The organism is Nocardia sp. NPDC051833 (assembly GCF_040681225.1).
Taxonomy (GTDB): Bacteria; Actinomycetota; Actinomycetes; order Mycobacteriales; family Mycobacteriaceae; genus Nocardia.
On the sequence record NZ_JBFAYK010000005.1, the window covers coordinates 86,651 to 110,887 of the forward strand.

General features: G+C 70.0%; 26 protein-coding genes and 1 pseudogene. 20 read left to right on the plus strand and 7 right to left on the minus strand.

Annotated elements, in window-relative coordinates; translation table 11 throughout:
• Nucleotides 1–113: 113 nt before the first annotated feature.
• The 8 genes and pseudogenes from AB0L91_RS31190 (at nt 114) to AB0L91_RS31225 (ending at nt 9,134) form a co-directional block, all read left to right on the plus strand.
• Nucleotides 114–1,151, plus strand: coding sequence for a branched-chain amino acid ABC transporter permease (locus tag AB0L91_RS31190; RefSeq protein WP_357350348.1), 1,038 nt, complete (start codon nt 114–116; stop codon nt 1,149–1,151).
• Nucleotides 1,148–2,563, plus strand: coding sequence for a branched-chain amino acid ABC transporter permease (locus AB0L91_RS31195; RefSeq protein WP_365016113.1), 1,416 nt, complete (start codon nt 1,148–1,150; stop codon nt 2,561–2,563). The genes AB0L91_RS31190 and AB0L91_RS31195 overlap by 4 nt, the downstream gene beginning before the upstream one ends.
• Nucleotides 2,560–3,504 (plus strand): annotated as a pseudogene (locus AB0L91_RS31200) (ABC transporter ATP-binding protein); the annotation flags it as partial. The gene AB0L91_RS31195 and the pseudogene AB0L91_RS31200, both read left to right, overlap by 4 nt.
• 153 nt (nt 3,505–3,657) lie before the next feature.
• Nucleotides 3,658–4,353 (plus strand): ABC transporter ATP-binding protein, encoded by a 696-nt coding sequence (locus AB0L91_RS31205; protein WP_357350566.1) that lies wholly within the window; start codon nt 3,658–3,660, stop codon nt 4,351–4,353.
• A gap of 132 nt (nt 4,354–4,485) precedes the next feature.
• Entirely contained in the window at nt 4,486–7,218 is a 2,733-nt protein-coding gene (gene polA, locus AB0L91_RS31210) for a DNA polymerase I (RefSeq protein ID WP_365016115.1), read from the plus strand.
• 77 nt (nt 7,219–7,295) lie between these two features.
• On the plus strand, nt 7,296–7,829 hold the full coding sequence (locus AB0L91_RS31215) for a GNAT family N-acetyltransferase (RefSeq protein ID WP_365016117.1): 534 nt from the start codon (nt 7,296–7,298) through the stop codon (nt 7,827–7,829).
• Between the two features lie 33 nt (nt 7,830–7,862).
• Nucleotides 7,863–8,291: an SRPBCC domain-containing protein gene (locus tag AB0L91_RS31220; protein ID WP_357350354.1), complete on the plus strand. Its 429-nt coding sequence runs from the start codon at nt 7,863–7,865 to the stop codon at nt 8,289–8,291.
• A 60-nt stretch (nt 8,292–8,351) separates the two neighbouring features.
• A complete protein-coding gene (locus tag AB0L91_RS31225) occupies nt 8,352–9,134 on the plus strand; it encodes an acyl-ACP thioesterase domain-containing protein (protein ID WP_365016120.1) in 783 nt (260 codons plus the stop codon).
• Nucleotides 9,135–9,144: 10 nt separating this feature from the next.
• Here AB0L91_RS31225 and AB0L91_RS31230 read toward each other — a convergent pair whose 3' ends face one another.
• Complete coding sequence (locus AB0L91_RS31230) at nt 9,145–9,456, minus strand: DUF6191 domain-containing protein (protein ID WP_355284734.1); 312 nt, start codon at nt 9,454–9,456, stop codon at nt 9,145–9,147.
• A 346-nt stretch (nt 9,457–9,802) separates the two neighbouring features.
• Here AB0L91_RS31230 and AB0L91_RS31235 point away from each other — a divergent pair, with 346 nt between their 5' ends.
• The gene (locus AB0L91_RS31235) at nt 9,803–10,225 is read left to right on the plus strand and encodes a 2-keto-3-deoxygluconate kinase (protein ID WP_355284731.1); all 423 of its coding nucleotides are present in this window, start codon (nt 9,803–9,805) and stop codon (nt 10,223–10,225) included.
• Nucleotides 10,226–10,291: 66 nt separating this feature from the next.
• Here the strand turns inward: AB0L91_RS31235 and trxA are convergent, their stop codons facing one another.
• Both trxA and AB0L91_RS31245 read right to left on the minus strand, forming a co-directional pair.
• Entirely contained in the window at nt 10,292–10,663 is a 372-nt protein-coding gene (gene trxA / locus AB0L91_RS31240) for a thioredoxin (RefSeq protein WP_355284728.1), read from the minus strand.
• A 49-nt stretch (nt 10,664–10,712) separates the two neighbouring features.
• Nucleotides 10,713–11,213 (minus strand): 2'-5' RNA ligase family protein, encoded by a 501-nt coding sequence (locus AB0L91_RS31245; protein WP_365016123.1) that lies wholly within the window; start codon nt 11,211–11,213, stop codon nt 10,713–10,715.
• Between the two features lie 84 nt (nt 11,214–11,297).
• Here AB0L91_RS31245 and AB0L91_RS31250 point away from each other — a divergent pair, with 84 nt between their 5' ends.
• From AB0L91_RS31250 to AB0L91_RS31265, 4 genes are all read left to right on the plus strand, one after another.
• Nucleotides 11,298–12,377 (plus strand): isocitrate/isopropylmalate family dehydrogenase, encoded by a 1,080-nt coding sequence (locus AB0L91_RS31250; protein WP_365016125.1) that lies wholly within the window; start codon nt 11,298–11,300, stop codon nt 12,375–12,377.
• Nucleotides 12,378–12,503: 126 nt separating this feature from the next.
• A complete protein-coding gene (locus tag AB0L91_RS31255) occupies nt 12,504–13,409 on the plus strand; it encodes an ABC transporter substrate-binding protein (RefSeq protein WP_365016127.1) in 906 nt (301 codons plus the stop codon).
• 1 nt (nt 13,410) lies between these two features.
• Nucleotides 13,411–14,349, plus strand: coding sequence for an amino acid ABC transporter permease (locus AB0L91_RS31260; RefSeq protein WP_365016129.1), 939 nt, complete (start codon nt 13,411–13,413; stop codon nt 14,347–14,349).
• Between the two features lie 26 nt (nt 14,350–14,375).
• Nucleotides 14,376–15,128, plus strand: coding sequence for an amino acid ABC transporter ATP-binding protein (locus AB0L91_RS31265; protein ID WP_355284750.1), 753 nt, complete (start codon nt 14,376–14,378; stop codon nt 15,126–15,128).
• A 44-nt stretch (nt 15,129–15,172) separates the two neighbouring features.
• Here the strand turns inward: AB0L91_RS31265 and AB0L91_RS31270 are convergent, their stop codons facing one another.
• Nucleotides 15,173–15,826, minus strand: coding sequence for a MerR family transcriptional regulator (locus AB0L91_RS31270; RefSeq protein ID WP_365016131.1), 654 nt, complete (start codon nt 15,824–15,826; stop codon nt 15,173–15,175).
• A gap of 86 nt (nt 15,827–15,912) precedes the next feature.
• Between AB0L91_RS31270 and AB0L91_RS31275 the strand changes: the two genes are divergently transcribed.
• Nucleotides 15,913–16,860: a hypothetical protein gene (locus AB0L91_RS31275; RefSeq protein WP_365016133.1), complete on the plus strand. Its 948-nt coding sequence runs from the start codon at nt 15,913–15,915 to the stop codon at nt 16,858–16,860.
• On the plus strand, nt 16,857–17,318 hold the full coding sequence (locus AB0L91_RS31280; RefSeq protein ID WP_365016135.1) for an ABA4-like family protein: 462 nt from the start codon (nt 16,857–16,859) through the stop codon (nt 17,316–17,318). The genes AB0L91_RS31275 and AB0L91_RS31280 overlap by 4 nt, the downstream gene beginning before the upstream one ends.
• A 44-nt stretch (nt 17,319–17,362) precedes the next feature.
• Here AB0L91_RS31280 and AB0L91_RS31285 read toward each other — a convergent pair whose 3' ends face one another.
• On the minus strand, nt 17,363–18,205 hold the full coding sequence (locus tag AB0L91_RS31285; protein ID WP_365016137.1) for an oxidoreductase: 843 nt from the start codon (nt 18,203–18,205) through the stop codon (nt 17,363–17,365).
• Between the two features lie 89 nt (nt 18,206–18,294).
• On the opposite strand from AB0L91_RS31285, the gene AB0L91_RS31290 reads away from it, so the two are divergent.
• Complete coding sequence (locus AB0L91_RS31290; RefSeq protein WP_365016138.1) at nt 18,295–19,191, plus strand: LysR substrate-binding domain-containing protein; 897 nt, start codon at nt 18,295–18,297, stop codon at nt 19,189–19,191.
• A 69-nt stretch (nt 19,192–19,260) separates the two neighbouring features.
• Here the strand turns inward: AB0L91_RS31290 and AB0L91_RS31295 are convergent, their stop codons facing one another.
• Complete coding sequence (locus AB0L91_RS31295) at nt 19,261–20,178, minus strand: LysR family transcriptional regulator (RefSeq protein ID WP_365016140.1); 918 nt, start codon at nt 20,176–20,178, stop codon at nt 19,261–19,263.
• A gap of 94 nt (nt 20,179–20,272) precedes the next feature.
• Between AB0L91_RS31295 and AB0L91_RS31300 the strand changes: the two genes are divergently transcribed.
• The 3 genes from AB0L91_RS31300 to AB0L91_RS31310 all read left to right on the plus strand — a co-directional run bounded on the left by AB0L91_RS31300 (nt 20,273) and on the right by AB0L91_RS31310 (nt 22,764).
• On the plus strand, nt 20,273–21,628 hold the full coding sequence (locus AB0L91_RS31300; protein WP_365016141.1) for an FAD-binding oxidoreductase: 1,356 nt from the start codon (nt 20,273–20,275) through the stop codon (nt 21,626–21,628).
• Between the two features lie 72 nt (nt 21,629–21,700).
• Nucleotides 21,701–22,588, plus strand: a complete 888-nt coding sequence (locus tag AB0L91_RS31305) for an SPFH domain-containing protein (protein WP_365016143.1) — start codon at nt 21,701–21,703, stop codon at nt 22,586–22,588.
• Between the two features lie 5 nt (nt 22,589–22,593).
• Nucleotides 22,594–22,764, plus strand: coding sequence for a hypothetical protein (locus AB0L91_RS31310; protein ID WP_355284699.1), 171 nt, complete (start codon nt 22,594–22,596; stop codon nt 22,762–22,764).
• Nucleotides 22,765–22,772: 8 nt separating this feature from the next.
• Here AB0L91_RS31310 and AB0L91_RS31315 read toward each other — a convergent pair whose 3' ends face one another.
• Entirely contained in the window at nt 22,773–23,807 is a 1,035-nt protein-coding gene (locus AB0L91_RS31315; RefSeq protein WP_365016145.1) for a helix-turn-helix transcriptional regulator, read from the minus strand.
• A gap of 98 nt (nt 23,808–23,905) precedes the next feature.
• Between AB0L91_RS31315 and AB0L91_RS31320 the strand changes: the two genes are divergently transcribed.
• Nucleotides 23,906–24,199 carry a hypothetical protein gene (locus AB0L91_RS31320; RefSeq protein ID WP_365016147.1) on the plus strand — a complete coding sequence of 98 codons (294 nt, stop codon included), beginning with the start codon at nt 23,906–23,908 and terminating at the stop codon, nt 24,197–24,199.
• Nucleotides 24,200–24,237: the final 38 nt, after the last annotated feature.

The window sequence follows — 24,237 nt, forward strand, 5'->3', positions numbered from 1 at the left end:
CGCCCCTCGCCCCGGGCGGTCGGCCGGCCCCCCCCCCCCCCCCCCCCGGGGGGGGGGGGGGGGCGCCGCCCCCCCCCCCCCCCCCCCACCGCTCGCCTGACGCGAGAGAAATCATGACATCAGCGGCTTCGCTCGGTGTGACCCTGTTGGCCGAGGGGTCCATCGATTTCAACGTCTCCGGGGTGATCGACCAGTTCTGGCGATTGACCGTGGACGGTCTCACCTACGGGTCGATCTACGCGTTGGTCGCGGTCGGCTACACGCTGGTCTACGGCGTGCTGAGACTGATCAACTTCGCCCATTCCGAGATCTTCATGCTCGGCATGTTCGGCACCTATGTGGGACTGGAGCTGCTCGGCTTCGCCCCCAGCGGCAACGCGTACTCCCAGGGCGTCCTGCTCACGGTGGTCTATCTCGGCCTGGCGATGCTGTTCGGCATGCTGGTCTCGGGAATCGCCGCGGTCGGTCTGGAACGAGTCGCCTACCGGCCGCTGCGCAAGCGCGGAGCCAAACCACTGGCCTTCCTGATCACCGCGATCGGCATGTCGTTCGTGATCCAGGAGTTCGTCCACTACATCCTGCCCAAGCTCAGGCCCGGCCTCGGCGGCTCCAACGCCCAGACCGGCATCCGGCTGGTGGAGCCGAAGGTGCAGTTCACCTTCCTCGGCGCGCAGGTCACCAATGTGGCGCTGGTGATCATCGCCGCGGCCATCGTGCTCGCGATCACCACCGAGATCGTCATCAACCGCACCAAGTTCGGCCGCGCCATCCGCGCGGTCGCCCAGGACCCCGACACCGCGACCCTGATGGGCGTCTCGCGAGAACGGGTCATCGTGCTCACGTTCCTCATCGGCGGCCTGCTGGCCGGCGCGGCCGCGATGCTGTACACCCTCTACATCCCGACCGGCATCATCTTCTCCGGCGGCTTCATCCTCGGTATCAAGGCGTTCAGCGCCGCGGTGCTCGGTGGTATCGGCAACCTGCGCGGCGCGCTGCTCGGCGGCATGATCCTCGGCGTCGCCGAGCAGTACGGCCAGATCCTGTTCGGCAACGAATGGCGTGACGTGGTCGCCTTCGTCCTGCTGGTGACGGTGCTGATGTTCCGGCCGACCGGCATCCTCGGCGAGAGCCTGGGGAGGGCGCGCGCATGACCGACCTGACGAAAACCCCGGTGCCTGCCCAGGATCGGCGCGGCCTCGGCGACTCGATCCGCGACTGGTGGGACGGGCTGTCCCGGCCGGGCCAGTGGGCCGTCGGCGTGCCGGTCATCGCCGCGCTGGCGATCCTGCCGCTGTACCCGCCCCCGCTGATCGACACCCCCGGCGTGAGTTTCGGCGGTGTGATGGCGCAGTTCGCCATGTACGCGCTGATCGCCATCGGCCTGAACGTGGTCGTCGGCCAGGCCGGTCTGCTCGACCTCGGCTATGTCGGCTTCTACGCCGTCGGCGCCTATACGGTCGGCCTGCTGACCAGCCCGAACAGTCCGTGGAACCAGACCGACGGCGGCTGGCTCAACCCCAGCTGGGCGTGGCTGGCCTGCCTGCCGATCGCGGTCGCGCTGACCGCGTTCGCCGGTCTCGTGCTCGGCGCGCCGACGCTGCGCCTGCGCGGTGACTACCTCGCGATCGTGACGCTGGGCTTCGGTGAGATCGTCCGCCTGATGGCCGACAACCTCGAGGAACTGACCAACGGCAGCCTCGGCCTGTCCAAGATCGCCTATCCGCAGGTCGGCGAATCCGAGGCCCACCCCGGTGGCTACTTCTCCCCGGGCAACCTCGGCGACCCCGACAGCTCGAATCCGCTCGAGCGCGCCAACAACGGCACCTGGTGGTTCTGGCTCGGCATGGCGCTGGTCGTCGTGGTCCTGCTGGTCATCGGCAACCTCGAGCGCAGCCGGGTCGGCCGCTCCTGGGTCGCGATCCGCGAGGACGAGGACGCCGCCGAGATCATGGGCGTGCCGACCTTCAAGTTCAAGTTGTGGGCGTTCGTGATCGGTGCCTCCGTCGGCGGTCTGTCCGGCGCGATGTACGCCGGTCAGGTCACCTACGTGAATCCCAAGCAGTTCGACATCATCCTGTCGATGCTGTTCCTGTGCGCGGTGGTGCTCGGTGGTTCGGGCAACAAGCTCGGCGTGATCGTCGGCGCGTTCCTGATCGCCTACCTGCCGATGCGCTTGCAGTCGGTGCAGCTGGTGTCGAGCGAGTCGACCGGCTATCTGCTGCTCGGTCTCGACGTCGCGCTGCTGGTCGGGCTGTGGCTGCTGTGGCGGTGGCGCCGTGACGCGCTGGGGGTCTGGGTTCGGCGCGGGGTGATCACCGTGACGATCCTCGCGGTGATCTTCGGCCTGCTGCTGCTGGGCAGTGTGCTGCTCTACCGCAAGGGCGGCGCGCAGAATCTCGGTGACCTGAAGTACCTCTACTTCGGCATCGCGCTGGTGGTGATGATGATTCTGCGGCCACAGGGTCTGTTCCCGGTGCGGCAGAAACTGCTCACCTACGGCAGACAGGTGTACCAGGCGGTCGTGCGCAAGCCGGCGGCCGAACCGATCGGAGCAGGGCGATGACCGGGCCGGGCGCGGGAGACGCGCTGTACGACAACGAGGACATGTCGGCCGGGTACAAGCCCCCGCCGGAGATCGAACCGGTCGGCGAGGTCGACGTCACCGCGGTGCTGCCCGCCCTCGGCGACGCGGAGACCGTGGCCGATGTGGTCGCCCCGCACCGCGACATCGAGACCGCGGTGGGCGAGCCGTTGCTGCGCACCGACGGTCTGACGGTGAAGTTCGGCGGTCTGACCGCGCTCGACAGCGTCAGCTTCGAGATCCGCCGCGGCGAGATCCTCGGCCTGATCGGCCCCAACGGCGCGGGCAAGACCACCTGCTTCAACGCGATCACCGGTGTCTACAAGCCGGCCGGCGGCAGCGTGCACTTCGACGGGCGGCCGCTGGCCAAGACCAAGCGCAACGAGATCACCCGCTTGGGCATCGCGCGCACGTTCCAGAACGTGCGGCTCTTCGGTGAGATGACGGCGCTGGAGAACGTGGTCGTCGGCACCGACGCCCGGCACAGCACCTCGGTGCCCGGCGCGGTGTTCCGCACGCCGAAGCATCGCCGGGAGGAGCGCGACGCGATCGAGCGCGGCATGGCGCTGCTCGAGTTCGTCGGCATCGCGCCGCGCGCGGTGGAGAAGGCACGCAATCTCTCCTACGGCGACCAGCGCCGGCTCGAGATCGCGCGAGCGCTGGCGACCGAGCCCAAGCTGCTGTGCCTGGACGAGCCCGCCGCCGGATTCAACCCCAGCGAAAAGTCGGCGCTGATGGAGCTGATCCGCAAGATCCGCGACGACGGCTACACCGTCCTGCTGATCGAGCACGACATGCGCCTGGTGATGGGCGTGACCGACCGGATCGTCGTGCTCGAGTTCGGCCGCAAGATCGCCGACGGCCTGCCCGCCGAGGTCCGCGAGGACCCGGCCGTCATCGCCGCCTACCTCGGTGTGCCCGACGCGGACACCATCGAGGAGGTCCGCGACGAGGCAGGCGCCGCCGCCGCGGCCGCAGCCGCGCCCACCCAGGCCCCGGCCACCGTGGTGGCGGCGGCGCAGGAGGAGCCGGCGGCCGCCCCCGAGCAGCCGGTGCCGCTGCTCGAGGTGCGCGACATGGTCGTGAACTACGGCAGAATCGAAGCGCTGCACGGGATCTCGCTGTCGGTCCAGCAGGGTGAGCTGGTGACGCTGCTCGGTGCCAACGGCGCAGGCAAGACCACCACCATGCGCGCGCTGTCGGGCCTGCTGCCGCTCACCTCGGGCCGGATCCTGTTCGAGGGCACCGACATCACCACGATGAAGGCCCACGACCGGGTGGTCCAGGGCCTGATCCAGGCGCCGGAAGGCCGCGGGGTGTTCCCCGGCATGACGGTGGCCGAGAACCTCGACATGGGCTGCTACGGCAGGCCGTTCGAGCAGAAGGCCGAGTACCAGCAGACGCTGGACTGGATCTTCGAGCTGTTCCCGCGGCTGGCCGAGCGACGCAAGCAGGTCGGTGGCACCCTCTCCGGCGGTGAGCAGCAGATGCTGGCCATCGGCCGCGCCCTGATGGCCCGGCCGAAGCTGCTGCTGCTCGACGAACCGTCGATGGGTCTGGCGCCCATGGTGATCCAGCAGATCTTCAAGATCATCAGCGAGATCAACCGCCAGGGCACCACGGTCCTGCTCGTCGAGCAGAACGCCCAGCAGGCGCTGACCCGCAGCGACCGCGCCTACATCCTGGAGACCGGCGAGGTCACCAAGACCGGCGCGGGTTCGGCCCTGCTCACCGACCCCGCCGTCATGTCGGCCTACCTGGGTCACGACTGAGTTGTCGACCGCGCGAAACCGGCCCCCGTCCCGCTCCACGAGCGTGGCGGGGGCCGGTTTCGTCGGTGCGGTGGGCCCCGACCGGCGCGGCGGGGTTCGGGGGTGTCGGTGGTGGTCCCTACACTCATCCGGGTGAGTTCACCGACGACTGCTCAGGCATCGACAACGACCACCGCCTCCGGGGGTGAGCGGCCGACGCTGCTGCTCCTGGACGGGCACTCGCTGGCCTATCGCGCGTTCTTCGCGCTACCGGCGGAGAACTTCAAGACCGTCACCGGGCAGACCACCAACGCGGTGTACGGCTTCACCTCGATGCTGATCAATCTGCTGCGCGACGAGAAGCCCAGTCACGTGGCCGCGGCATTCGACGTGTCCCGCAAGACCTTCCGCACCGAGGCGTACCCGGAGTACAAGGCCAACCGCAGCGCGACGCCCGACGAGTTCCGCGGTCAGGTCGAGCTCACCAAGGACGTCCTCGGCGCGCTCGGCATCCCGGTGATGGCGATCGACGGCTACGAGGCCGACGACGTGATCGCCACGCTCACCACCCAGGCCGTCGCCCAGGGCTACCGGGTCTTCATCGTCACCGGTGACCGCGACGCGATCCAGCTGGTCAACGACGACGTCACGGTGCTGTACCCGCGCAAGGGCGTCTCCGACCTCACCCGCTTCACCCCGGCGGAGGTGGAGGCCAAGTACGGCCTTACCCCGGCCCAGTACCCCGACTACGCGGCCCTGCGCGGCGACCCGAGCGACAATCTGCCCGGCATCCCCGGCGTCGGCGAGAAGACCGCGGCCAAGTGGATCCGCGAATACGGCGACCTGGGCACCCTGGTGGACAAGGTCGACCAGGTGAAGGGCAAGGTCGGCGACTCGCTGCGGGCGAACCTGTCGAGCGTGGTGCTCAACCGCCAGCTCACCGAGATGGTGCGCGAGGTGCCGCTGCCCTACACCCCCGACCAGCTGGCGCAGGCGCCGTGGGATCGGGAGAAGATCCACCAGCTCTTCGACGACCTGGAATTCCGGGTGCTGCGCGACCGGCTGTTCGAGACCCTGGGCTCCGCGGAGCCCGAGGCCGAATCGGGCTTCGAGATCAGCGGCGCCGCGCTGGAGCGGGGCGAGGTCGCCGACTGGCTGGCCGAGCACGCGAAAGCCGGTGTCCGCCACGGTCTCTCGATCGTCGGCACGGGTACCCCGGTGCACGGCGACGCCCGCGCGCTGGCCATCGCCGCCGCCGACGGCGAGGGCGGCTACCTCGACCTCACCGCGCTGAGCACCGAGGACGAGGCCGCGCTGGGCGCCTGGCTGGCCGACCCGGCCGTCCCCAAGGCGCTGCACGAGGCCAAGGCCGCCGAGCACGCGCTGCGCGGGCGCGGTCTCACCCTGGCCGGGCTCACCAGCGACACCGCCCTGGCGGCCTACCTGGTCCGCCCCGGTCAGCGCAGCTTCAACCTCGACGATCTGTCCCTGCGCTACCTCAAGCGCGAACTGCGCGCCGAGACCGGCGACTCGGGCCAGCTCTCGCTGCTCGACGACGAGGACACCGTCGCCGCCGACATCGCCCGCGAGGAGATGCTGCGCGCCCGCGCGGTCGCCGACCTCGCCGAGGCGCTCGACCAGGAACTGGCGCAGATCGAGTCGACCGCGCTGCTCGAGGAGATGGAACTGCCGCTGCTCGGTGTGCTCGGCACGCTCGAGGAGGCGGGTATCGCCGTCGACGTCGACCAGCTCGAATCGCTGCAGCGCCAGTTCGCCGACCGGGTCACCGAGGCGGCCAACTCCGCCTACGAGGTGATCGGCAAGCAGATCAACCTCGGTTCGCCCAAGCAGCTGCAGGTGGTGCTGTTCGACGAGCTCGACATGCCCAAGACCAAGCGCACCAAGACCGGCTACACCACCGACGCCGACGCGCTGGAGTCGCTGTTCGAGAAGACCGGCCACGCGTTCCTGGAGCATCTGCTGGCCCATCGCGACGCGACCAGGCTCAAGGTCACCGTCGACGGCCTGCTCAAGTCGGTCGCCGACGACGGCCGCGTGCACACCACCTTCAACCAGACCATCGCCGCCACCGGCAGGCTCTCCTCGACCGAGCCGAACCTGCAGAACATCCCGATCCGCACCGACACCGGCCGCCAGATCCGCGACACCTTCGTCGTCGGTCCGGGCTACGCCGAGCTGATGACGGCCGACTACAGCCAGATCGAGATGCGGATCATGGCGCACCTGTCCGGTGACGAGGGCCTGATCGAGGCGTTCAACTCCGGCGAGGACCTGCACACCTTCGTGGCGTCGAAGGCCTTCGACATCCCGCTGTCGGAGGTGAACCCGGAGATGCGCCGCCGGATCAAGGCGATGTCCTACGGTCTGGCCTACGGCCTGAGCTCCTACGGCCTCTCGGCCCAGCTGAAGATCAGCACCGCCGAGGCCAAGGAACAGATGGACGTGTACTTCGACCGCTTCGGCGGCATCCGCGACTACCTGTCCGAGGTCGTCGACGAGGCCCGCAAGGTCGGCTACACCCAGACCCTGTTCGGCCGCCGCCGCTACCTCCCCGACCTGGATTCCAGCAACCGCCAGCGCCGCGAGGCCGCCGAGCGGATGGCGCTCAACGCGCCGATCCAGGGCACCGCGGCCGACATCATCAAGGTCGCGATGATCAATGTGCAGACCGCGATCCGCGCGGCGGGCCTGCGCTCGCGGATGCTGCTGCAGATCCACGACGAACTCGTCTTCGAGGTCGCCGAGGGCGAGCGCGAGGCACTGGAAGCCCTTGCCCGCGAACAGATGTCATCCGCCATCGAGCTCTCGGTGCCGCTGACCGTGTCGGTCGGCACTGGCCGGAGCTGGGACGCGGCCGCCCACTGACCTCGCTCACCCCGGCGCGGCGCCACGGCGGAGTTTTGCGGTGGCGCCGTCGCCGATCCGGTCGGCACAATGGCCGGATGCTGATCCGACCCGGGGGAGTCGCCGACGCGACGGCCGTCGCCGCCCTGCACGCCGCGAGCTGGCGGGTCGCCTATGCCGGGATACTGCCCGCGGCGTATCTGGCCGGGCCGATGCCCGCCGACCTGGCCGCGCGGTGGCGGTCGATCCTGGTCGGCGCGCGCATGCCGGGGTTCCTGGTGGCCGAGGAGGACGGCGAACTCCTCGGCTTCGTCTACCTTCGGCCGATGCCGGATGGCCGGGTACTCCTGGACAACCTGCACGCCCGGCCGGGTCAGCTCGGCCGGGGGATCGGCACCGGACTGATCGAGGCCGGACTGGCCTGGGCGGCGCGTGAGTTCCCCGATCGCCAGGTCTACCTGGAAGTACTGCGCGAGAACAGCGCGGCCATCGCCTTCTACGAGCATCGCGGCTGGCGACGCACCGACGCCAGGATCGGGCATTTCGACGCCGGGTTCGCGGTGCCGGAGTACGAGTACACCTGGACGGCGGGTGTCGCCTTCGTCCAAGACTTCGGGACCGCGCGGTCGTAGCGTGGTGGGTGTCGACCGAAGGAGTTGAGAGTCATGACCGGATTCGTGGCCACCGCCGACACCGAGATCACCGCGTCACCGGAGCGGGTCTGGGCCGTGCTGACCGATCCGGCGCAGATCCGCCGGTTCATGTTCGGGGCCGAGGTGTCGACCGACTGGCTGCCGGGGAGCCCGATCACCTGGACGGGCGAGTACGAGGGCACCGCCTACGAGGACAAGGGGGAGATCCTGGCGGTCGAGCCCGGCCGGCTGCTGCGACTTACCCATTACAGCCCGCTCAGCGGCGCACCCGACCGGCCCGAGAACTATCACACGCTCACCTACGAGCTGTCCGGCAGCGCGACCGGCACCCATCTGACGCTGAGCCAGGACAACAACGCGAGTCCGGCCGAGGCCGAGCACGCCCGCGCGATGTGGGCGGGCCACGTCGACGGAATCAGGCAGGCCGCCGAGGGCGGCTAGTCCCGGCCCGGCCGGAGATGCGTCATCGTTTCGCGCGCCGGGTGTGGCAGCATCGGCGGTATGACCGCCGATGTCATCGCGACACCCCTGCCCTCCTGCCCGGACCTCGAGCAGGCCTTCGCGGCCTCGTGGCCGGTGCGCCTCGGCGATACCGACGGGCAGGACCGGCTGCGGCTCGACGCGGTGGCCCGCTATCTGCAGGACATCGGCTTCGATCACCTGGACGCGGTCGAGGACGGCGACACCCACCAGGCGTGGATCGTGCGGCGCACCGTGATCGACGTCTACGAGCCGATCGAGTTCGGCGACCGCGTGCAGCTGCGCCGGTGGGCCGACGCGCTGTCGAATCGCTGGTGCGACATGCGAATTCAGCTGAAGGGCGAACGCGGCGGGCACATCGAGGCCGCCGCCTTCCTGATCCACATCGACCCGGTGGCCGGGCGGCCCGCCCGGATGAGCGACGCGTTCATGGCGCCGATGCTGGCCAGCACCACCGAGCACCGGCTGCGCTGGCGCGCGGCCCTCACCGAGCTCGACGGGCCGGAGGGTGAGGCGGTGCCGTTCCCGCTGCGGGTGACCGATGTGGACCGGCTGGGCCACGTCAACAACGCCGTCTACTGGGAGGCCGTGGAGGAGGCGCTCGCCGCCCACCCCGACCGTCACGAGCTGCCGTACCGGGCGATCGTGGAGCACGTCGGCCCGGTGATGACGGGCGACAAGGTCGTGCTGCGCACCAGCCGGCGCCCTGATGGGCTGCGCCTGCAGGTCGACGTGGACGGTTCCGCGCGGGCGCTCGCCGCGGTCGAGCGGCTGGCCGAGGACCGGAAACCGCTGGGGGACTAGCGGATACGGCTCACTTGCCGCGAGCGACAAGGGTCGCCGACCCGCCGTTGAGATCCACCTGATCCCGCGGCGGCGCACCGTCGGACGGCGTCTCCCGGTGCATCAGGGTGCTCTGCCGCTGCTCGAACTCGTGGTGCTTGGACCCCTGGAACATCGCGGTCAGGTGCTCGAAGCCGGTCGCCGCCACCGCGGGCCCGCTGCGCTTGCGCGTCCACGGCAGAAAACGCGTCCCGGTGAGCCGGTTGACGACCACCTCGAGTAGCGCCAGCAGGATCAGCAGGATCGCCAGCCCGGGGATCGTCATCGCGAAGACCGTACCCATGCGACCACCGTACCCGGCGCCGAGCGCGTGCGCGCTGAGCTGCGGTGATGGTACTCACGAGTAGACACGGCGGGGCCGGAAGTAAGTTGCGGTTTCGCGACGATCGCCCTATCCTCGATCCCGTGCCGAATCCCGCCGACCGCTTCGCCGCGCTGCTTGTCGCTGACCGCGACCGCGCGGTCGCTGCTGCGCAGACCGCGCAGGCAGCCACACGGCAGATTCTTCTCGTAGTAACCCGCCGTAGCGGGGTCTGATTCGGACCGGCCCCCTCGCTGCGGGCTGATTTTCATTGTTCTGCTGGTCCCACCTGCCAACGAAGACGATCTTCGGGAAGACCTCACCTGCAATGACACTGCTGACACTGGACCGTGCCCTGTTCGACGCCGCCCCCAAGGGGCTGCGCGCCGAGACCGACAACCTGACTCCCACCGAGTTCCTCGACCGGTACACCCGGATCGAGGGGCCGATCACCCTGCGCGAATTCACCTGTTCCGGAACGGATTTCACCGCGACGCTGGAATTCGCCGACCACCTGCGCACTGTCATCGCCGCCGGTAGCCCGGTCGCCGCCATGACCTCGGCGCTCTACGACGAGGGCTACCCCCTCGAGATCCTGCAGTTCCACCAGCGCCGCACCGCCGAGGGCATCGCGACCTTCGTGCTGTGCGAATTCAACGGCAAGCGCGGCTGGGCCGCGGCCATGCGCGCCGACGCCGCCGAGTCGAGCGTCCGCGCCATGATCGCGGGGCTCAACCTGCTCGCCGGCTGAGCCGAAAAGCACGCAAGGGTCCGTTCACCTCACCAAAGGTGAACGGACCCTTCGCGTTTCGGGTGCCTATTCGGCGGGAGTGGCCTGCTCGGCGATCTGCTTGCGCACCTCGTCCATGTCCAGGCCCTTGACCTGGGTCACCAGGTCCTCGAGCGCGGCAGGCGGCAGCGCGCCCGGCTGGGCGAACACGAGCACGCCCTCGCGGAAGGCCATGATGGTCGGGATGGACTGGATGTTCGCGGCGGCCGCGAGTCCCTGCTCGGCCTCGGTGTCGACCTTGCCGTACACCACATCGGTGTGCTTGTCGGAGGAGGCCTCGTAGGTCGGCGCGAAGCTGCGGCACGGTCCGCACCAGGAAGCCCAGAAATCGACGAGGACCACGTCGTTTCCGGTGATTACTTCGTCGAAGTTCTGCTGGGTCAGCGTCTGGGTGGCCATGACGTCCCTTCCTTGTCGGTGTCCTCGGCTGTAACGCCGTGGCGTCCCTCTATCTTCCACCGACCACGAGGCGCTCCTGCCGCGCGTCCCCGTCCCAGCGGCGAATGCCCACCACAACGGTGGAAAAGTCGTGGTCGGTGGCCACCGCGCCGATCGCGGCGCCGAGCCGCTCCGGCGGCACCCGCCGGGCCAGCGTGACGTGCGGTGTCCAGGCGTCCGGCGCCATCGTCGCGGGGATGCCGGGGCACGGTCGCACCAGGTGGTGGACCCGGCGTTGCAGCGCCAGCAACTCCTCGGTGACCACGACGGGCCGCACCAGGATCGGCCTGCGGGCGCCGAAGACGAGCAGCCCGCCCAGCCGGATCGGCAGCGGCCGGAACTCGATCCTGGCCAGCGCGTGGTCGATCCGGGGCCAGATCTCGCGAGCCACGGCGACCGTGACGTGCGGCCGGTGGGTCGCGCCCCGCGGGCTGCCGATCCCCGCCTCGGCCAGCACCGCCCACTGTCGCCGGACCTCGGCCTCGCCGTGTTCGTCCAGGAGCAACTCCACCGACTGCACCATGATCTGCAGAAAGTAGTCGCTCCCGCGTGTCCCCGTGGCCGACTCGGTCCCCTCAGGCGCGAGGATGGACGGGTGAACGGTGCGAAGGCGAGCCTGCGGCTCGGTGTGATCGACGGAGACGGAATCGGCCCCGAGGTGGTCGCCGCGACGCGGGCGGTCGTCGACGAGGCGATCGGCGCGGCCGGGCTCGGCCCGGTGGAGTGGGTGCCGCTGCTGATGGGGCACGACGCCATCGCCGCCTACGCCGACCCGCTGCCCGAGCAGACACTGGTCGCGCTCGAGGACCTCGACGCGTGGATCCTCGGCCCGCACGACAACGCGTCCTATCCCACGGACATGCGGGTGGCGCCGGGTGGCACCATCCGCAAGCGGCTCGGTCTCTACGCCAATATCCGGCCCGCGGCCGCGTTCGCCGGGGTGCGGGCGAGCGCGCCCGACATCGACCTGGTGATCGTGCGCGAGAACAGTGAGGGCTTCTACGCCGATCGCAACATGTTCGCCGGATCGGGGGAGTTCCGCCCGACCCCGGACGTGGCGATGGCGGTCGCGGTGATCACCCGGCAGGCGTGCGAGCGGATCGCGCACCAGGCGCTGCGGCTGGCCCAGGGCAGGCGCAAGCGGGTCACGGTGGTGCACAAGGCGAACGTGCTGCCGATGACGACCGGGCTGTTCCGCGACGTCTGCTACGAGGTGGCCGCGCAGTATCCGGACGTGCGGGTCGACGACGAGCACGTCGACGCGATGGCCGCGCACCTGGTCCGCGCGCCGGGGGCCTACGACGTGATCGTCACCGAGAACCTGTTCGGTGACATCCTCTCCGACCTCGCGGGCGAGCTGGCCGGCTCGCTCGGCATGGCCGCGTCGCTGAACTGCTCCGACACCAAGGCGATGGCCCAGGCCGTGCACGGCGCCGCGCCCGGGTTGGCCGGCCGCAATCGCGCCAACCCGGCGGCGCTGCAACTGTCGGCGGCGATGCTGTTGCGGTGGTTGGCCGTTCGCGACGACGACCGCGCGCTGCATGACGCGGCGGAGCGGATCAACCGGGCTGTCGCGGCCACCCTGGCGGCCGGAATCGCGACCGCGGATCTGGGTGGGCTGGCTTCCACCAGCGAATTCACCGAGCAGGTCAGAGCGCGCGTGCACCGGAGGTGAAGGGACCCCTTTCACATTGGCTGATTAATCTTCGGTTACTGTCGCACCACGCTGTGTCCGGTTCGCATACATTGCCAAACAGGCGCTGACACGTGGCCGGCGTCGACGTGAAATGTGGAGGCTCCTTTGTCTGTTCGTATTGTTCTCGGCCGCAGCGCCGCGCGCCTGTTGTGTACCGCGGCCGCCGGTGCTCTGGTGCTGGCCGGCTGTGCCGACAACACCGAGGGTGAGACCGCCGAGGTGACCAAGGTGTCGGTGGAGAAGGTCGACGCGCTCGCCGCGGCCGTTCCCGACAAGGTGAAGCAGGCAGGCAAGCTGGTGGTCGGCGTCAACGTGCCGTACCAGCCGAACGAGTACAAGGACGCCAGCGGCAAGATCGTCGGCTTCGACGTCGACCTCCTCGACGCCGTCGCGACCACCCTCGGGCTGAAGGTCGACTACGTCGAATCCTCGTTCGAGAAGATCATTCCCGCGATTCAGGCGGGCACCTACGACGTGGGTATGTCCTCGATCACCGATTCGCGCGAACGCGAACAGCAGGTCGATTTCACGACCTATTTCTCCGCGGGCATCCAGTGGGCCCAGCAAACCGGTAAAGCCATCGATCCGAACAATGCGTGCGGCAAGAAAGTCGCCGTACAGTCCACTACGGTCGAGCACACCGACGAGATTCCCGCCAAGAGCGCCAAGTGTGTCGCCGAGGGCAAGCCGGCCATCGATATGAAGGCCTTCGACGAGCAGAGCGCCGCGACCAACGCGCTGGTGCTGGGCCAGGTCGACGCGATGTCGGCCGACTCCCCGGTGACCGCGTACGCGATCAAGCAGAGCGGCGGCAAGATCGAGGCCGCGGGCCCGCTGTTCGATTCCGCGCCCTACGGCTGGGCCGTGCAGAAGGGCTCGCCGCTGGCGGTGTCCCTGCAGAAGGCGCTGCAGCACCTGATCGACAACGGCAAGTACGGCGAGATCACCACCAACTGGGGCGTCCAGGACGGTCAGATCAAGACCTCGGTGATCAACGGCGCTGTGAGCTGACGTGACCGAGCGCAACGACACGGCGGAGGTGCCCGGACCGGGCACCGAACCCGAACCGATCAAAGCGGTCCCGCTGCGCAGGCCGGGCCGCTGGATCGCGGCGGCAATCATCCTGATCCTGGTGGGATTGTTCGCCTACGGCGCGGCCACGAACCCCGCCTACCGGTGGGACACCTACGCCAAGTACCTGTTCGACAGCCGGATCACCGCGGGCGCGCTGGTGACCCTGGAACTCACCGTGCTCGCGATGGCGATCGCGGTGGGCCTGGGCACCGTGCTGGCGGTCATGCGGCTGTCGCCGAACCCGGTGCTGCGCACCACCGCGTGGGTCTACCTGTGGATCTTCCGCGGCACCCCGGTCTTCGTGCAGTTGGTGTTCTGGGGTCTGGTGCCCTCGCTCTACAAGCAGATCGACCTCGGCGTGCCGTTCGGCCCGCAGTTCTTCCACCTGGACGTGCAGCATCTGCAGGCGGCGTTCCTGTTCGCGGTGATCGGCCTGGGTCTCAACGAGGCCGCCTACATGGCCGAGATCGTGCGCGCGGGTATCAACTCCGTCGGCGAGGGGCAGCGCGAGGCCTCGGTGGCGCTGGGCATGTCGTGGACGCAGACGATGCGCCGCACGGTGCTGCCCCAGGCGATGCGGGTGATCATCCCGCCCACCGGCAACGAGCTGATCGGCATGCTCAAGACCACCTCGCTGGTCACGGCCATCCCGCTCAGCACCGACCTGTTCGGTCGCGCCCGTGACATCTACGGCGTGAACTTCCAGCCGATCCCGCTGCTGCTCGTCTGTGCCACCTGGTACCTGGCGATCACCAGCATCCTCATGGTCGGGCAGTACTACTTGGAGCGCTACTACTCGCGCGGTGCCACCCGGCAGCTGACGGCCAAGCAGCTCGAGGAACTGGCCACGGCGCAGGCGGCGGTGAAGGCGAAATGAGCGAACCAGCAGTGACGACGCCGCCGATGGTGCTCGCCGACCGGGTGTGCAAGAACTTCGGCGCGCTGAAGGTGCTCAAGGGCGTCTCGCTCGAGGTGCAGCGCGGCAAGGTGCTGACCCTGGTCGGGCCATCCGGCTCGGGCAAGTCGACCTTCCTGCGCTGCATCAACCACCTCGAACAGGTGAACGCGGGCCGGCTCTACGTCGACGGCGAGCTCGTCGGCTACCGGGAGAAGAACGGCAAGCTCTACGAGATGCATCCGCGCGATGCCGCGATCCAGCGACGCGACATCGGCATGGTGTTCCAGCATTTCAACCTGTTCCCGCACCGGACCGCGCTGGAGAACGTGATCGAGGCGCCCACCCAGGTGCGCGGGATCCGCAAGGCCGACGCGATCGCCAGGGCCGAGGAACTGCTCGACCGGGTCGGCCTGGCCGCCAAGCGCAACGCCTATCCGGCGCAGCTCTCCGGCGGTCAGCAGCAGCGGGTGGCGATCGCGCGGGCGCTGGCGATGGATCCCAAGCTGATGCTGTTCGACGAGCCCACCTCGGCACTGGACCCCGAGCTGGTCGGCGAGGTGCTCACCGTCATGCGCGAGCTCGCCGATTCGGGCATGACCATGCTGGTGGTGACCCACGAGATGGGCTTCGCCCGCGAGGTCGCCGACGAACTGGTGTTCATGGACGGCGGCGTCGTCGTGGAATCGGGTCCGCCACGTGAACTGCTGGCGAACCCGCAGCACGAGCGCACCAAGGCGTTCCTGTCGCGCCTGCTCTGAGGTGGTGAGCGAACGGCCCCGCGGACTGTCCGCGGGGCCGTTTCTCATTCGTCGACGGTCAGTCGTTCCAGGGATACCTGCGCTTGGGCGATGCGGCGGATCGCGGCCAGGGCGGTGTCGCCGAGGACGGTCAGCACCACCACCGCGTCGACGATGTCCTCGCGCCCGCCGGCGGCCAACGCCGTCGCCACATCGGTCTCCGCGATCACTCGCGCACCGTCGAAATAGTTGGGCAGGGCCGTGGTGCCCCAGTCCGTGTAGCCGAGCTGGGCCAGGCGCACCAGCACCGAGGTGAGCGTGTCGATCGCCTCCGGGCTCGGTTTCGTGTCCCAGCCGCGCCGGTCCATCTCCGCGCGCACGGTCTCGTACGCGCGGTCCCAGTCGGCCTCGGGCGCGGCGGGCGCGGGGGCGGACATGCTGCCTTGAACCACGCCGAGCAGGCTGAACAGCGGCAGATCGGGGGAGTCGACGGCGGCGAGCACATCGCCCACCGTCGCCACCGGTAGTCCGCCCACCTCGATCAGCGCGCGCACCAGCCGCAGCCTGCGCAGGTGTTCCTCTCCGTAACTGGCCTGGTTGGGGCTGGTGCGCGCGCCCGCGGGCAGCAGCCCCTCCCGCAGGTAGTACTTGATCGTCGCCACCGCGATGCCGCTGCGCTCGCTCAACTCCGAGATTCGCACCGCTACCTCCGTTGTCATTCGGCCCCCTTGCCGACTGCCCGGCTTGCGGATAGTCTAACTATCCATAACGGATAGTAAAACTATCTATCACTGGGAGATGCGCCATGTCCGTCCAGACCGTCGACTCGCTGCCCCGCCGCCGCGCCCCACTGCACCGTCCACTGCTGTATTTCGCCGCCGTCAACGCCGTGCTCGCCGTGGTCGCGGTGGTCGGCATGGTGGTCGACGACCGGGTGATCGCCGGGTCGACCGCCTGGTTCAAGCCGGGCAAGTTCGCGATCTCGTTCGTGTTCTACTGCCTGGCGCTGGCCTGGCTGATCTCGTTGCGGCCCAAGGCCTCCCGGCTCACCGGGGCGATGGCGACGGTGATCGTGGTCGCCGGGGCGATCGAGCAGCTGGTCATCTTCGGGCAGGTCATCCGGGGCAACCGCAGTCACTACAACATGACGACCACCGTCGACGCCGTCCTGTGGATCACCATGGGCAGCACCATCATCGTGCTCTTCCTGGCCACCATGGTCGTCGCCGTGCAGCTCTCGCTGAGCTGGATCGGGGACGCCGCGATCACCTGGTCGATCCGGCTCGGGCTGGCCATCACCCTGGTCGGCCTGGCGCTGGGCAATCTCATGCCGGGCCGTGAATCCGGGGTCGACGGCATCGCGGGCGCGCACACCGTCGGCGCGCCCGACGGCACCCCGGGAATGCCGCTGACCGGCTGGAGCACCACCGACGGCGACCTGCGCATCCCGCACTTCGTCGGCATGCACGCCCTGCAGGCGGTGCCGCTGTTCGCCGCGCTGCTGGTGCTGCTCGCGCCCCGGATCCCGCTGCTGCGGGTGCTGCGGGTGCGCCTCGGCCTGGTCGTCACGATGGCCGCCGGCTACGCCGCGGTGCTCGCGCTGGTCACCTGGCAGGCGCTGCGCGGTCAACCGCTCATCCACCCCGACCAGACCACCCTGACCGTGGCCGCCGCGATCCTCACCGGCGTCGTTCTCGGCACCCTGATCTCGATCGCGAGCGCGATCGGCGTCCGAAAGGCAGTCCCCGCATGAGCACGCTGTTCGACCTGTCCTTCTTCGTCACCGTCCCGTTCTGGGCGCTGATGATCCTGGCGCCCACCTGGCGCCGGACCCGCGCGATCATCGGCTCGCCGTGGATCACGCTGGTGCCGCTGGTCGTCTGGGCGATCGTCGCGGTCCCGGTCCTCGGCGCGATGTGGTCGCTGGTGAGCTCCCCGTCGCTGGCCGCGATCACCGACGCCGTCGCCGACCCTGCCGTGCTGACGGCCCTGTGGGCGCAGATCATCGCCTGGGACCTGTTCCTCGGCCGTTGGATCTACCTCGACAGCCGCGCGCGCGACATCCCTCCGCTGCTGATGGCTCCGCTGCTGGTCGGCACGATCCTGTTGTCGCCCATCGCCTTCCCGATCTACCTCGTGCTGCGCGAGGTGGCCGGTCGCCGATCGACGCCGGATCGCGGTGCGCCGCAGGCCGACCCGATCGCGGCGTGACGCCCGCCGGCCCGGACCGTGACCGCGGTCCGGGCCGTTCGCGGTCAGTGGTCGTCGAAATCGGTTCCGCGGGCGGTGGTTTCCCACTCCAGCAGCTCGGTGCGCACCGAGTCGAGATGGCCGAGGATGGCGTCGACCGCGTCGTTGCCCAGCGGCAGCCGCAGCGGCGTCTTGTCCGCGGCCAGTGCCGCGCGGATGGCGGCGGCGGCCTTGGCCGGATCGCCGGGCTGGAGTCCATCGCTGGTCTCGACCATGCGACGGGTCGGGCCGACGGTATCGGCGTAGGCGTCGGTCTCCGTGCTGAGGGTCGCGGCGCCGGGGCTCATGAGTCCGGTGCGGAAGCCGCCGGGCTCCACGATCAGTACCTTGATGCCGAACGGGGCAACTTCGTCGGCCAGCGCCTCCGACAGGCCCTCGAGCGCGAACTTCGTCGCGCTGTAGGCGGCGAAGCCCGCGAAGGACAGCTGCCCGCCGAAGCTGCTCATCTGCACGATCGCGCCACCGCGCTGCGCGCGCAGGTGCGGGAGGACGGCGCGGGTGAGGGCGGCGGGGCCGAAGACGTGCAGGTCGAACAGGTCACGCAGTTCGGCGTCGGTGGTCTCCTCGACCGCGCCCACCTGGGTGCGGCCCGCGTTGTTGACGAGTACGTCGATCCGCCCGTACCGGGCGACCACATCGGCCACGACCGCGTCGATGCGTGCGGTATCGGTGACGTCGAGGGCGATCGCTTCGAGCTGATCGGGGTGCGCGGCGACCAGATCGTCCAGCGGCGCGGTGCGGCGGGCCACGGCGACGACGGTGTCGCCCGCCGCGATCGCCGCCTCCGCGATGGCCCGGCCGAAGCCGCTGCTCGCACCGGTGACCAGCCAGATCTGGGGGTTGCTCATCTGGGTCTCCTCGATCGATTCCTGATGTGCCGCCGATACTTCCGTCGCGGCGCGCGGCCGTCCAATACCCGCTGTGATAACCAGTGGTTATGGACGTGCACGGGCGCGAGCTGCGCTATTTCGTCGCGGTGGCCGAATCGCTGAACTTCACGGCGGCCGCCGACGGGCTCTACGTCTCCCAGCCCGCCCTGAGCAAACAGATCCGCAAGCTGGAGAGTCAGCTCGGCGCGGCACTGTTCGTGCGGGACTCGCGCTCGGTGGCGCTGACCCCGGTCGGGGCGGCGCTGTTGCCGCAGGCCCGTCGGGTGCTGGCCGCGTGGGAGGCGGCCGCGGCCGCGGTGGCGTCGGCGAAGGCCGCCCAGCAGGCGGAACTGTCGATCGGGATCAGCACCAGTCCCGGCCGGGGCATCCTGCCCGCCGTGCGTTCCCGGTTCGCCGCCGCCTTCCCCGACGCGAAACCCGTGCTGCGCCAAGTCGGCTGGGACGATCCGACCGCCGGTCTGGCCGACGGGTCCGCCGATGTCGCCTATGTCTGGCTCCCGCTGGCCGACAGTGAGCGTTACCGCTGGCTGGTCGTCGCCACCGAACCCCGCCTCGTCGCCCTGCCGGACACCCATCGTCTCGCCGGTCGCGCCACCATCGCCTTCGCCGACCTCCTCGACGAACCCTTCCTCGCGCTGCCCGCCACCGCGGGCGCGCTGCGTGACTACTGGCTGGCCGTCGACGCGCGCGGCGGTCGGCCTGCGCGCATCGGCGCCGAGGTCTCCAGTACCGAGGAGACCTACGAAGCCCTGGTCAACGGTGACGGCGTGGTGCTGCTCGCCACCGGCAACGCCCCGCTCGTCGCCCACGACGGCGTCGTGACCAGGCCGGTGACCGGCCTCGGCCCGTGTGAACTCGCTCTGGCCTGGCGCCGTGACGACACCCGCCCCCTGGTACGCGGCTACGCCGAAGCCTGCGCGTCGGCGACCGCCCGTCGGCGCTGAGTACACCGGGCGACGGGGGTGTCGGCCTCGCGCGCTGGGGTTCGCGCGGGTGCTCGAGTAGTGCCGATATCACCCACGGGCACGGCTCCCGAGCGCGATGCGCAGCTGGCCGAGCAGCACGGTGGCCGCGGGACTGCCGGGACGGTCGGTGCGCCAGGCGATCGCGAGGCGGCCGTGGATGCGCGGCTCGACGATGGCCAGGGCGCGCACGCCGAACGCGGCGGCCTCGGCCGGGGTGAGCGCGGGCACGACCGCGGTGCCGAGACCCCGCGCGGCCAGGCGCAGCAGGAGCGGGGGAGCGGCGGCCTCGAACGCGACCTGTGGCGTGAAACCGGCAGCGGCACAGGAGCGTTCGAAGACGCCGCGCAGCCCGGTCCCGGTGGGCAGGCAGATGAGCTGTCGATCGGTCAACGCCGCCAGGGTGATCGTGCCGGCCGACTCGGCGGGATCGACCGGTGCGTCGAGCGCGACGGCGGCGACCACCGGTGTCTCGAGGATCACCTCGAGGCCGACGCCGGGACCCGGTGCGGCGCCGGTCAATCCGACGATCGCGAGATCCAGCTCGCCGCACTCGATCGCGGCCAGCATCCGCTCGGCGGTGTTCTCGGTGAGGCTGATCCCCACCCGCGGGTGATCGTCGTGGAAGTCGGCGAGCACTCCGGCGACATCGAACTCCTCGGTGGCCGCACCGGAGATCACCCCCAGCCGCACGTGCCCGCGCAGCAGCCCGGTGAATTCCTGCACGGTCTCGCCGATCCGGTCGGCCGCCGCCAGTGCGGCCCGCGCGTGCCCGAGCACGGCGGACCCGACCTCGGTGGGTGTCACCGAGCGGGTGCCCCGGACCAGCAGTGGCTGCCCCAGCTCGCGTTCCAGCTGCCTGATCTGCGCGCTCAGTCCCGGCTGTGTCAGGTGCAGGCGCTCGGCCGCGCGCGTGAACCCGCCCTCGTCGACGACGGTGACGAAATACCGCAGCTGCCGCAGTTCCATGCCGGGATTCTAGCGTTTCCCATAACCAGTAGTTATCGAGGCGAGAAAGACTATCTGTTGTACTTCTCGACGGCGCGGCGGCACAGTCGAAGGTATGACCGAGAACGCAGCGCAGACCCTCGATTCCCTCCGCTTCACCGGCCCGGTGTTCACCCCGGCCGACCCCGGCTACGCCGAGGAGGTGGCCGGGTTCCAGACCGCCTACACCCACCGTCCCGCCCTGGTCGTCGGCGCGGTGCATGCCGAGGACGTCCGCGCCGCCGTGGAATACGCCGCCCGGCACCGACTTCCGGTCGCCGTACAGGCGACCGGGCACGGGCTCTCGGTGGCGGCCGACCACGGCGTGCTCATCACGACCCGCCGGATGGACGCCATCACCGTCGACGCGCGCACGCGCACCGCGCGGATCGGCGCCGGGGTGCGGGCCGGTGTCCTGGTCGAGGCGGCGGCCGCGCACGGGCTGGCGCCGCTCAACGGTTCCTCGCCCTCGGTGGGCGTCGTCGGGTACGTGCTCGGCGGTGGGCTCGGATTGCTGGCCCGCGAATTCGGTTATGCCGCAGACCATGTGCGCTCGATCGACCTGGTGACCGCCGACGGGCGGATGCGCACGCTCACCCCCGCCGACGAGCTGTTCGGCGCGGTGCTCGGCTCCGGCGGCAACTTCGGTGTGGTCACCGCACTGGAGCTCGCGCTGGTGCCCGTGACCGAGGTGTACGGCGGCCAGCTGATCTTCGACACCCCGCTGGTCGACCCGGCGCTCGACACCTGGCGGCGATGGACCGCGACGCTGCCCGACACCCTCACCTCGACGATCGCGGTGGTCACCTTCCCGGACATCCCACCGGTGCCGGAACCGATGCGCGGCAGGCACGTCGCCTCGATCCGGATCGCCTTCGACGGCCCCGCCGAGGAAGGCGAACGGCTCGTCGCGCCCCTGCGCGCGATCGGCGAGCGGCTGCGCGACGACCTGCGTGTCATGCCGTACACCGAGTCGCACACCATCCACAGCGACCCGGACTTCCCGCACGCCTACGCCGCCACCAACGCGCTGCTGTCCGAGCTGACCGGCGAGGGCATCGCGGCATTGCGTGCGCTGACCGCCCCCGGTGGCCCGGTCGACGCCGTCGTCGACATCCGGCACCTGGGCGGGGCGTTGCGGCACGGCGACGCGTCGTCGGTGGACCACCGCGACGCGGAGTTCGTCGTCCGGGTGATCACCGGCGCGGCGGGCGACACCGCACCCGCCGGCCTGGCGGCGGTCCGGGAAGCGCTGGCGCCGTGGACGATCGGGCACAGCCTGAACTTCCTCTACGGCGCGGGTGCCGCCGCGGACGCGGCGCAGACCGTGGCGGGCTACACCTCGGACACCTACGCCCGGCTGGTCACGGCCAAGGCGGCCTACGACCCGCGCAACATGTTCCGTTTCAACCGCAATATCGCGCCCGCGTAGGGATTCCGACGCTTGTCGATCCGACCGATCTCTACTATCTTGGTGATATCACTCAGATATCGGGAGGATGTCATGGAGCTGCGGTCCGCATTCCGCGTCAACGGATTCGTCGTCTTGCTGGGGTGGCTGGTGCTCACCCTGGTGTTCGGCGCCGCCGCCGTTTTCGCGTTCATCGCCGCCACCCAGCACGACGGCGGGGCGCCGGCCTGGGTGGGCGCGGCCGCCGCGGCCGTCATCGTGCTGGTGCTGGCGGTGCTCGCCACCGGGTTGATCATCGTCAATCCGAACGAGGCGAAGGTCGTCACCTTCTTCGGCCGCTACGTCGGCTCGGTGTCGGACCCCGGGTTCTTCTCGGTGCTCCCGCTGACCGACCGCAAGTCGATCTCGTTGCGGGTGCGCAACTTCGAGACACAGAAGCTGAAGGTCAACGACGCCGACGGCAATCCGGTCGAGATCGCGGCGGTCGTCGTCTACAAGGTGGTCGACAGCTTCAAGGCGGCGTTCGCGGTCGACGACTACGAGGAGTACGTCGAGACCCAGTCCGAGGCGGCGGTGCGCCACCTCGCCACCACCCACCCCTACGACGCCCACGACGACGCGCGGACCAGCCTGCGCGACGGCGCCGAGGTGGCCGAGGAGCTCACCGAGGAACTGCGCGCGCGCACTCTCACCGCCGGCATCGAGGTCATCGAGGCCCGGATCACCCATCTGGCCTACGCGCCCGAGATCGCCCAGGCCATGCTGGTCCGCCAGCAGGCCGCCCAGGTGGTCGCCGCGCGCACCCAGATCGTGGAGGGCGCGGTCGGCATGGTCGGCCTGGCGCTGGACCGCCTCGCCGCGGCGGGCACCGTGGAACTCGACGAGGAACGCAAGGCCGCCATGGTCTCGAACCTGCTCGTCGTCCTCTGCGGTGACCGCGCCACCCAGCCGGTCGTGAACACCGGATCCCTCTACGCCTGACCGCGATGACGGTGCCGAAGAAGGAACCCAAGAAGGTCCTGCTGCGGCTCGACCCGGCCGTCCACGAGGCCATCGCCAAGTGGGCGGCCGACGACCTGCGCAGCGTCAACTCCCAGATCGAATACGCCCTCCGCCTCGCCCTCGACCAGGCGGGCCGCAAGCCCCGATCGAAGTAGCGCCCGCGTCAGGTGATGCCGAGGACGCGGGTGAGCAGGCGTTGGCGGGTGCGGGTGGCGGACTTGGCGAGGATGGCTTTGACGTGGTCGTTGACGGTGTGTTCGGAGAGGACGAGTTCGGCGGCCAGTTCGCGGGAGTCCAGGCCGGTGGCCAGCAGGGTGAGGACCTGGGATTCGCGAGTGGACAGGCCGTTGGCGCGGGTGAACAGGTCCAGGCGTTCGGTGGCGGTGCTCGGTTCCAGGGCGACGGCGATGTCGTGGTCGCCGAGACGGTCGGCCTTCACGGTGAGCCAGCGGTTGCCGCCCAGGTGGATGCGGGCCGAGGCGGGGCCGATCGGGGTGCCCGCCTCGGCGGCGAGCAGCGCGGCGCCCGCGTTGTAGACCGAGGCGGGGACCGGCGGGACGGGTTCGTCGGGCGGGAGCAGGCGCAGCAGCGACGCGGCGGCGGCCGCGGTTTGCGAGCGCACGCGCAGGTCGTCGTCGAGCAGGACGACCGCGGGACCCAGCGGTGGCAGTTGCGCGTCGGATTCGACGAACCCGGCGCCGACCGTGGCGCGCAGCGCGGTCGACATCGCGGGCGTGAGTGCCGTGAGGGCGGCGAGTTCGCCTCTGGTGAACGGTGATTCGTCGACCCGGAGCAATTCCAGGAATCCCCAGCAGCCGTAGCGATCGGCGAAGGTGACGGTGGCCGAGTCGGTGACGCCCAGGGCCCGCTGGGCGGTGCGCCACAGCAGCGAGCGGTCGGGTTCCCCGTCGGTGGCCTCGAGCAGGGAGTGGGCGCCGGTGCCGCGCAGGGTGTCCCAGCGATTGAGCGGGGTGAGATAGCGGGCCCGGATCAGGTCCGGCAGGCGCGCCAGATCGAGGCCGGGCACATCGGCGAGCGGGGCCGTCGCGACCGCGGTGACCGGGTCGGTGAGCGCGAAGACATGGCCGGTGAACGGCATCGACAGCCGTATCTCGGCCAACACGAGCTCGCGCAGTCGTTTGGCGGAGTGATCGGCACGGCACAGCCGGCTCACCCGGTCGGCCAAGGCGCTCGGCACCGGCTCAGTCTACGGCGAAAACCCCCAGCATCAGGGATGTCGGCGGGGCATCGATCGGGCCGACACTCGATGTATTCCATCGAGCAACGGAGGCGACCATGACCACCACCCTGCACATCGACAACACCGTGCGTGACTACGACACCTGGAAGGCGGCCTTCGACCAGTACGAACGCTTCCGAGCCGAGCACGGCGTGCGCACCTACCGCGTCGGCCGCGTCGAGGGCGACCCGGCCCGCGTCCTCGTCGACCTCGATTTCGACGACCGCGCCACCGCCGAGGCGTTCCGGACCGCGCTGGCGCCCGTGCTGGCCACCCCGCGCAGCCGCGCGGTGGTGATCGGTCACCAATCCTGGCTGGTCGACTTGGTCGAAGCACGTATTTCCGCCTGAGCGGCACGTTCTACCGCGCACGGGGACAACCGAACTCG

What these genes read in the sequence shown, in the direction of transcription:
- AB0L91_RS31190 (WP_357350348.1), top strand. Translation starts at nt 114, where the DNA reads ATGACATCAGCGGCTTCGCTCGGTGTGACCCTGTTGGCCGAGGGGTCC.
- AB0L91_RS31195 (WP_365016113.1), top strand. Translation starts at nt 1,148, where the DNA reads ATGACCGACCTGACGAAAACCCCGGTGCCTGCCCAGGATCGGCGCGGC.
- AB0L91_RS31205 (WP_357350566.1), top strand. Translation starts at nt 3,658, where the DNA reads ATGGTCGTGAACTACGGCAGAATCGAAGCGCTGCACGGGATCTCGCTG.
- AB0L91_RS31215 (WP_365016117.1), top strand. Translation starts at nt 7,296, where the DNA reads ATGCTGATCCGACCCGGGGGAGTCGCCGACGCGACGGCCGTCGCCGCC.
- AB0L91_RS31220 (WP_357350354.1), top strand. Translation starts at nt 7,863, where the DNA reads ATGACCGGATTCGTGGCCACCGCCGACACCGAGATCACCGCGTCACCG.
- AB0L91_RS31225 (WP_365016120.1), top strand. Translation starts at nt 8,352, where the DNA reads ATGACCGCCGATGTCATCGCGACACCCCTGCCCTCCTGCCCGGACCTC.
- AB0L91_RS31230 (WP_355284734.1), bottom strand. Translation starts at nt 9,456, where the DNA reads ATGGGTACGGTCTTCGCGATGACGATCCCCGGGCTGGCGATCCTGCTG.
- AB0L91_RS31235 (WP_355284731.1), top strand. Translation starts at nt 9,803, where the DNA reads ATGACACTGCTGACACTGGACCGTGCCCTGTTCGACGCCGCCCCCAAG.
- trxA (WP_355284728.1), bottom strand. Translation starts at nt 10,663, where the DNA reads ATGGCCACCCAGACGCTGACCCAGCAGAACTTCGACGAAGTAATCACC.
- AB0L91_RS31265 (WP_355284750.1), top strand. Translation starts at nt 14,376, where the DNA reads ATGGTGCTCGCCGACCGGGTGTGCAAGAACTTCGGCGCGCTGAAGGTG.
- AB0L91_RS31270 (WP_365016131.1), bottom strand. Translation starts at nt 15,826, where the DNA reads ATGACAACGGAGGTAGCGGTGCGAATCTCGGAGTTGAGCGAGCGCAGC.
- AB0L91_RS31275 (WP_365016133.1), top strand. Translation starts at nt 15,913, where the DNA reads ATGTCCGTCCAGACCGTCGACTCGCTGCCCCGCCGCCGCGCCCCACTG.
- AB0L91_RS31280 (WP_365016135.1), top strand. Translation starts at nt 16,857, where the DNA reads ATGAGCACGCTGTTCGACCTGTCCTTCTTCGTCACCGTCCCGTTCTGG.
- AB0L91_RS31285 (WP_365016137.1), bottom strand. Translation starts at nt 18,205, where the DNA reads ATGAGCAACCCCCAGATCTGGCTGGTCACCGGTGCGAGCAGCGGCTTC.
- AB0L91_RS31290 (WP_365016138.1), top strand. Translation starts at nt 18,295, where the DNA reads ATGGACGTGCACGGGCGCGAGCTGCGCTATTTCGTCGCGGTGGCCGAA.
- AB0L91_RS31295 (WP_365016140.1), bottom strand. Translation starts at nt 20,178, where the DNA reads ATGGAACTGCGGCAGCTGCGGTATTTCGTCACCGTCGTCGACGAGGGC.
- AB0L91_RS31300 (WP_365016141.1), top strand. Translation starts at nt 20,273, where the DNA reads ATGACCGAGAACGCAGCGCAGACCCTCGATTCCCTCCGCTTCACCGGC.
- AB0L91_RS31305 (WP_365016143.1), top strand. Translation starts at nt 21,701, where the DNA reads ATGGAGCTGCGGTCCGCATTCCGCGTCAACGGATTCGTCGTCTTGCTG.
- AB0L91_RS31310 (WP_355284699.1), top strand. Translation starts at nt 22,594, where the DNA reads ATGACGGTGCCGAAGAAGGAACCCAAGAAGGTCCTGCTGCGGCTCGAC.
- AB0L91_RS31320 (WP_365016147.1), top strand. Translation starts at nt 23,906, where the DNA reads ATGACCACCACCCTGCACATCGACAACACCGTGCGTGACTACGACACC.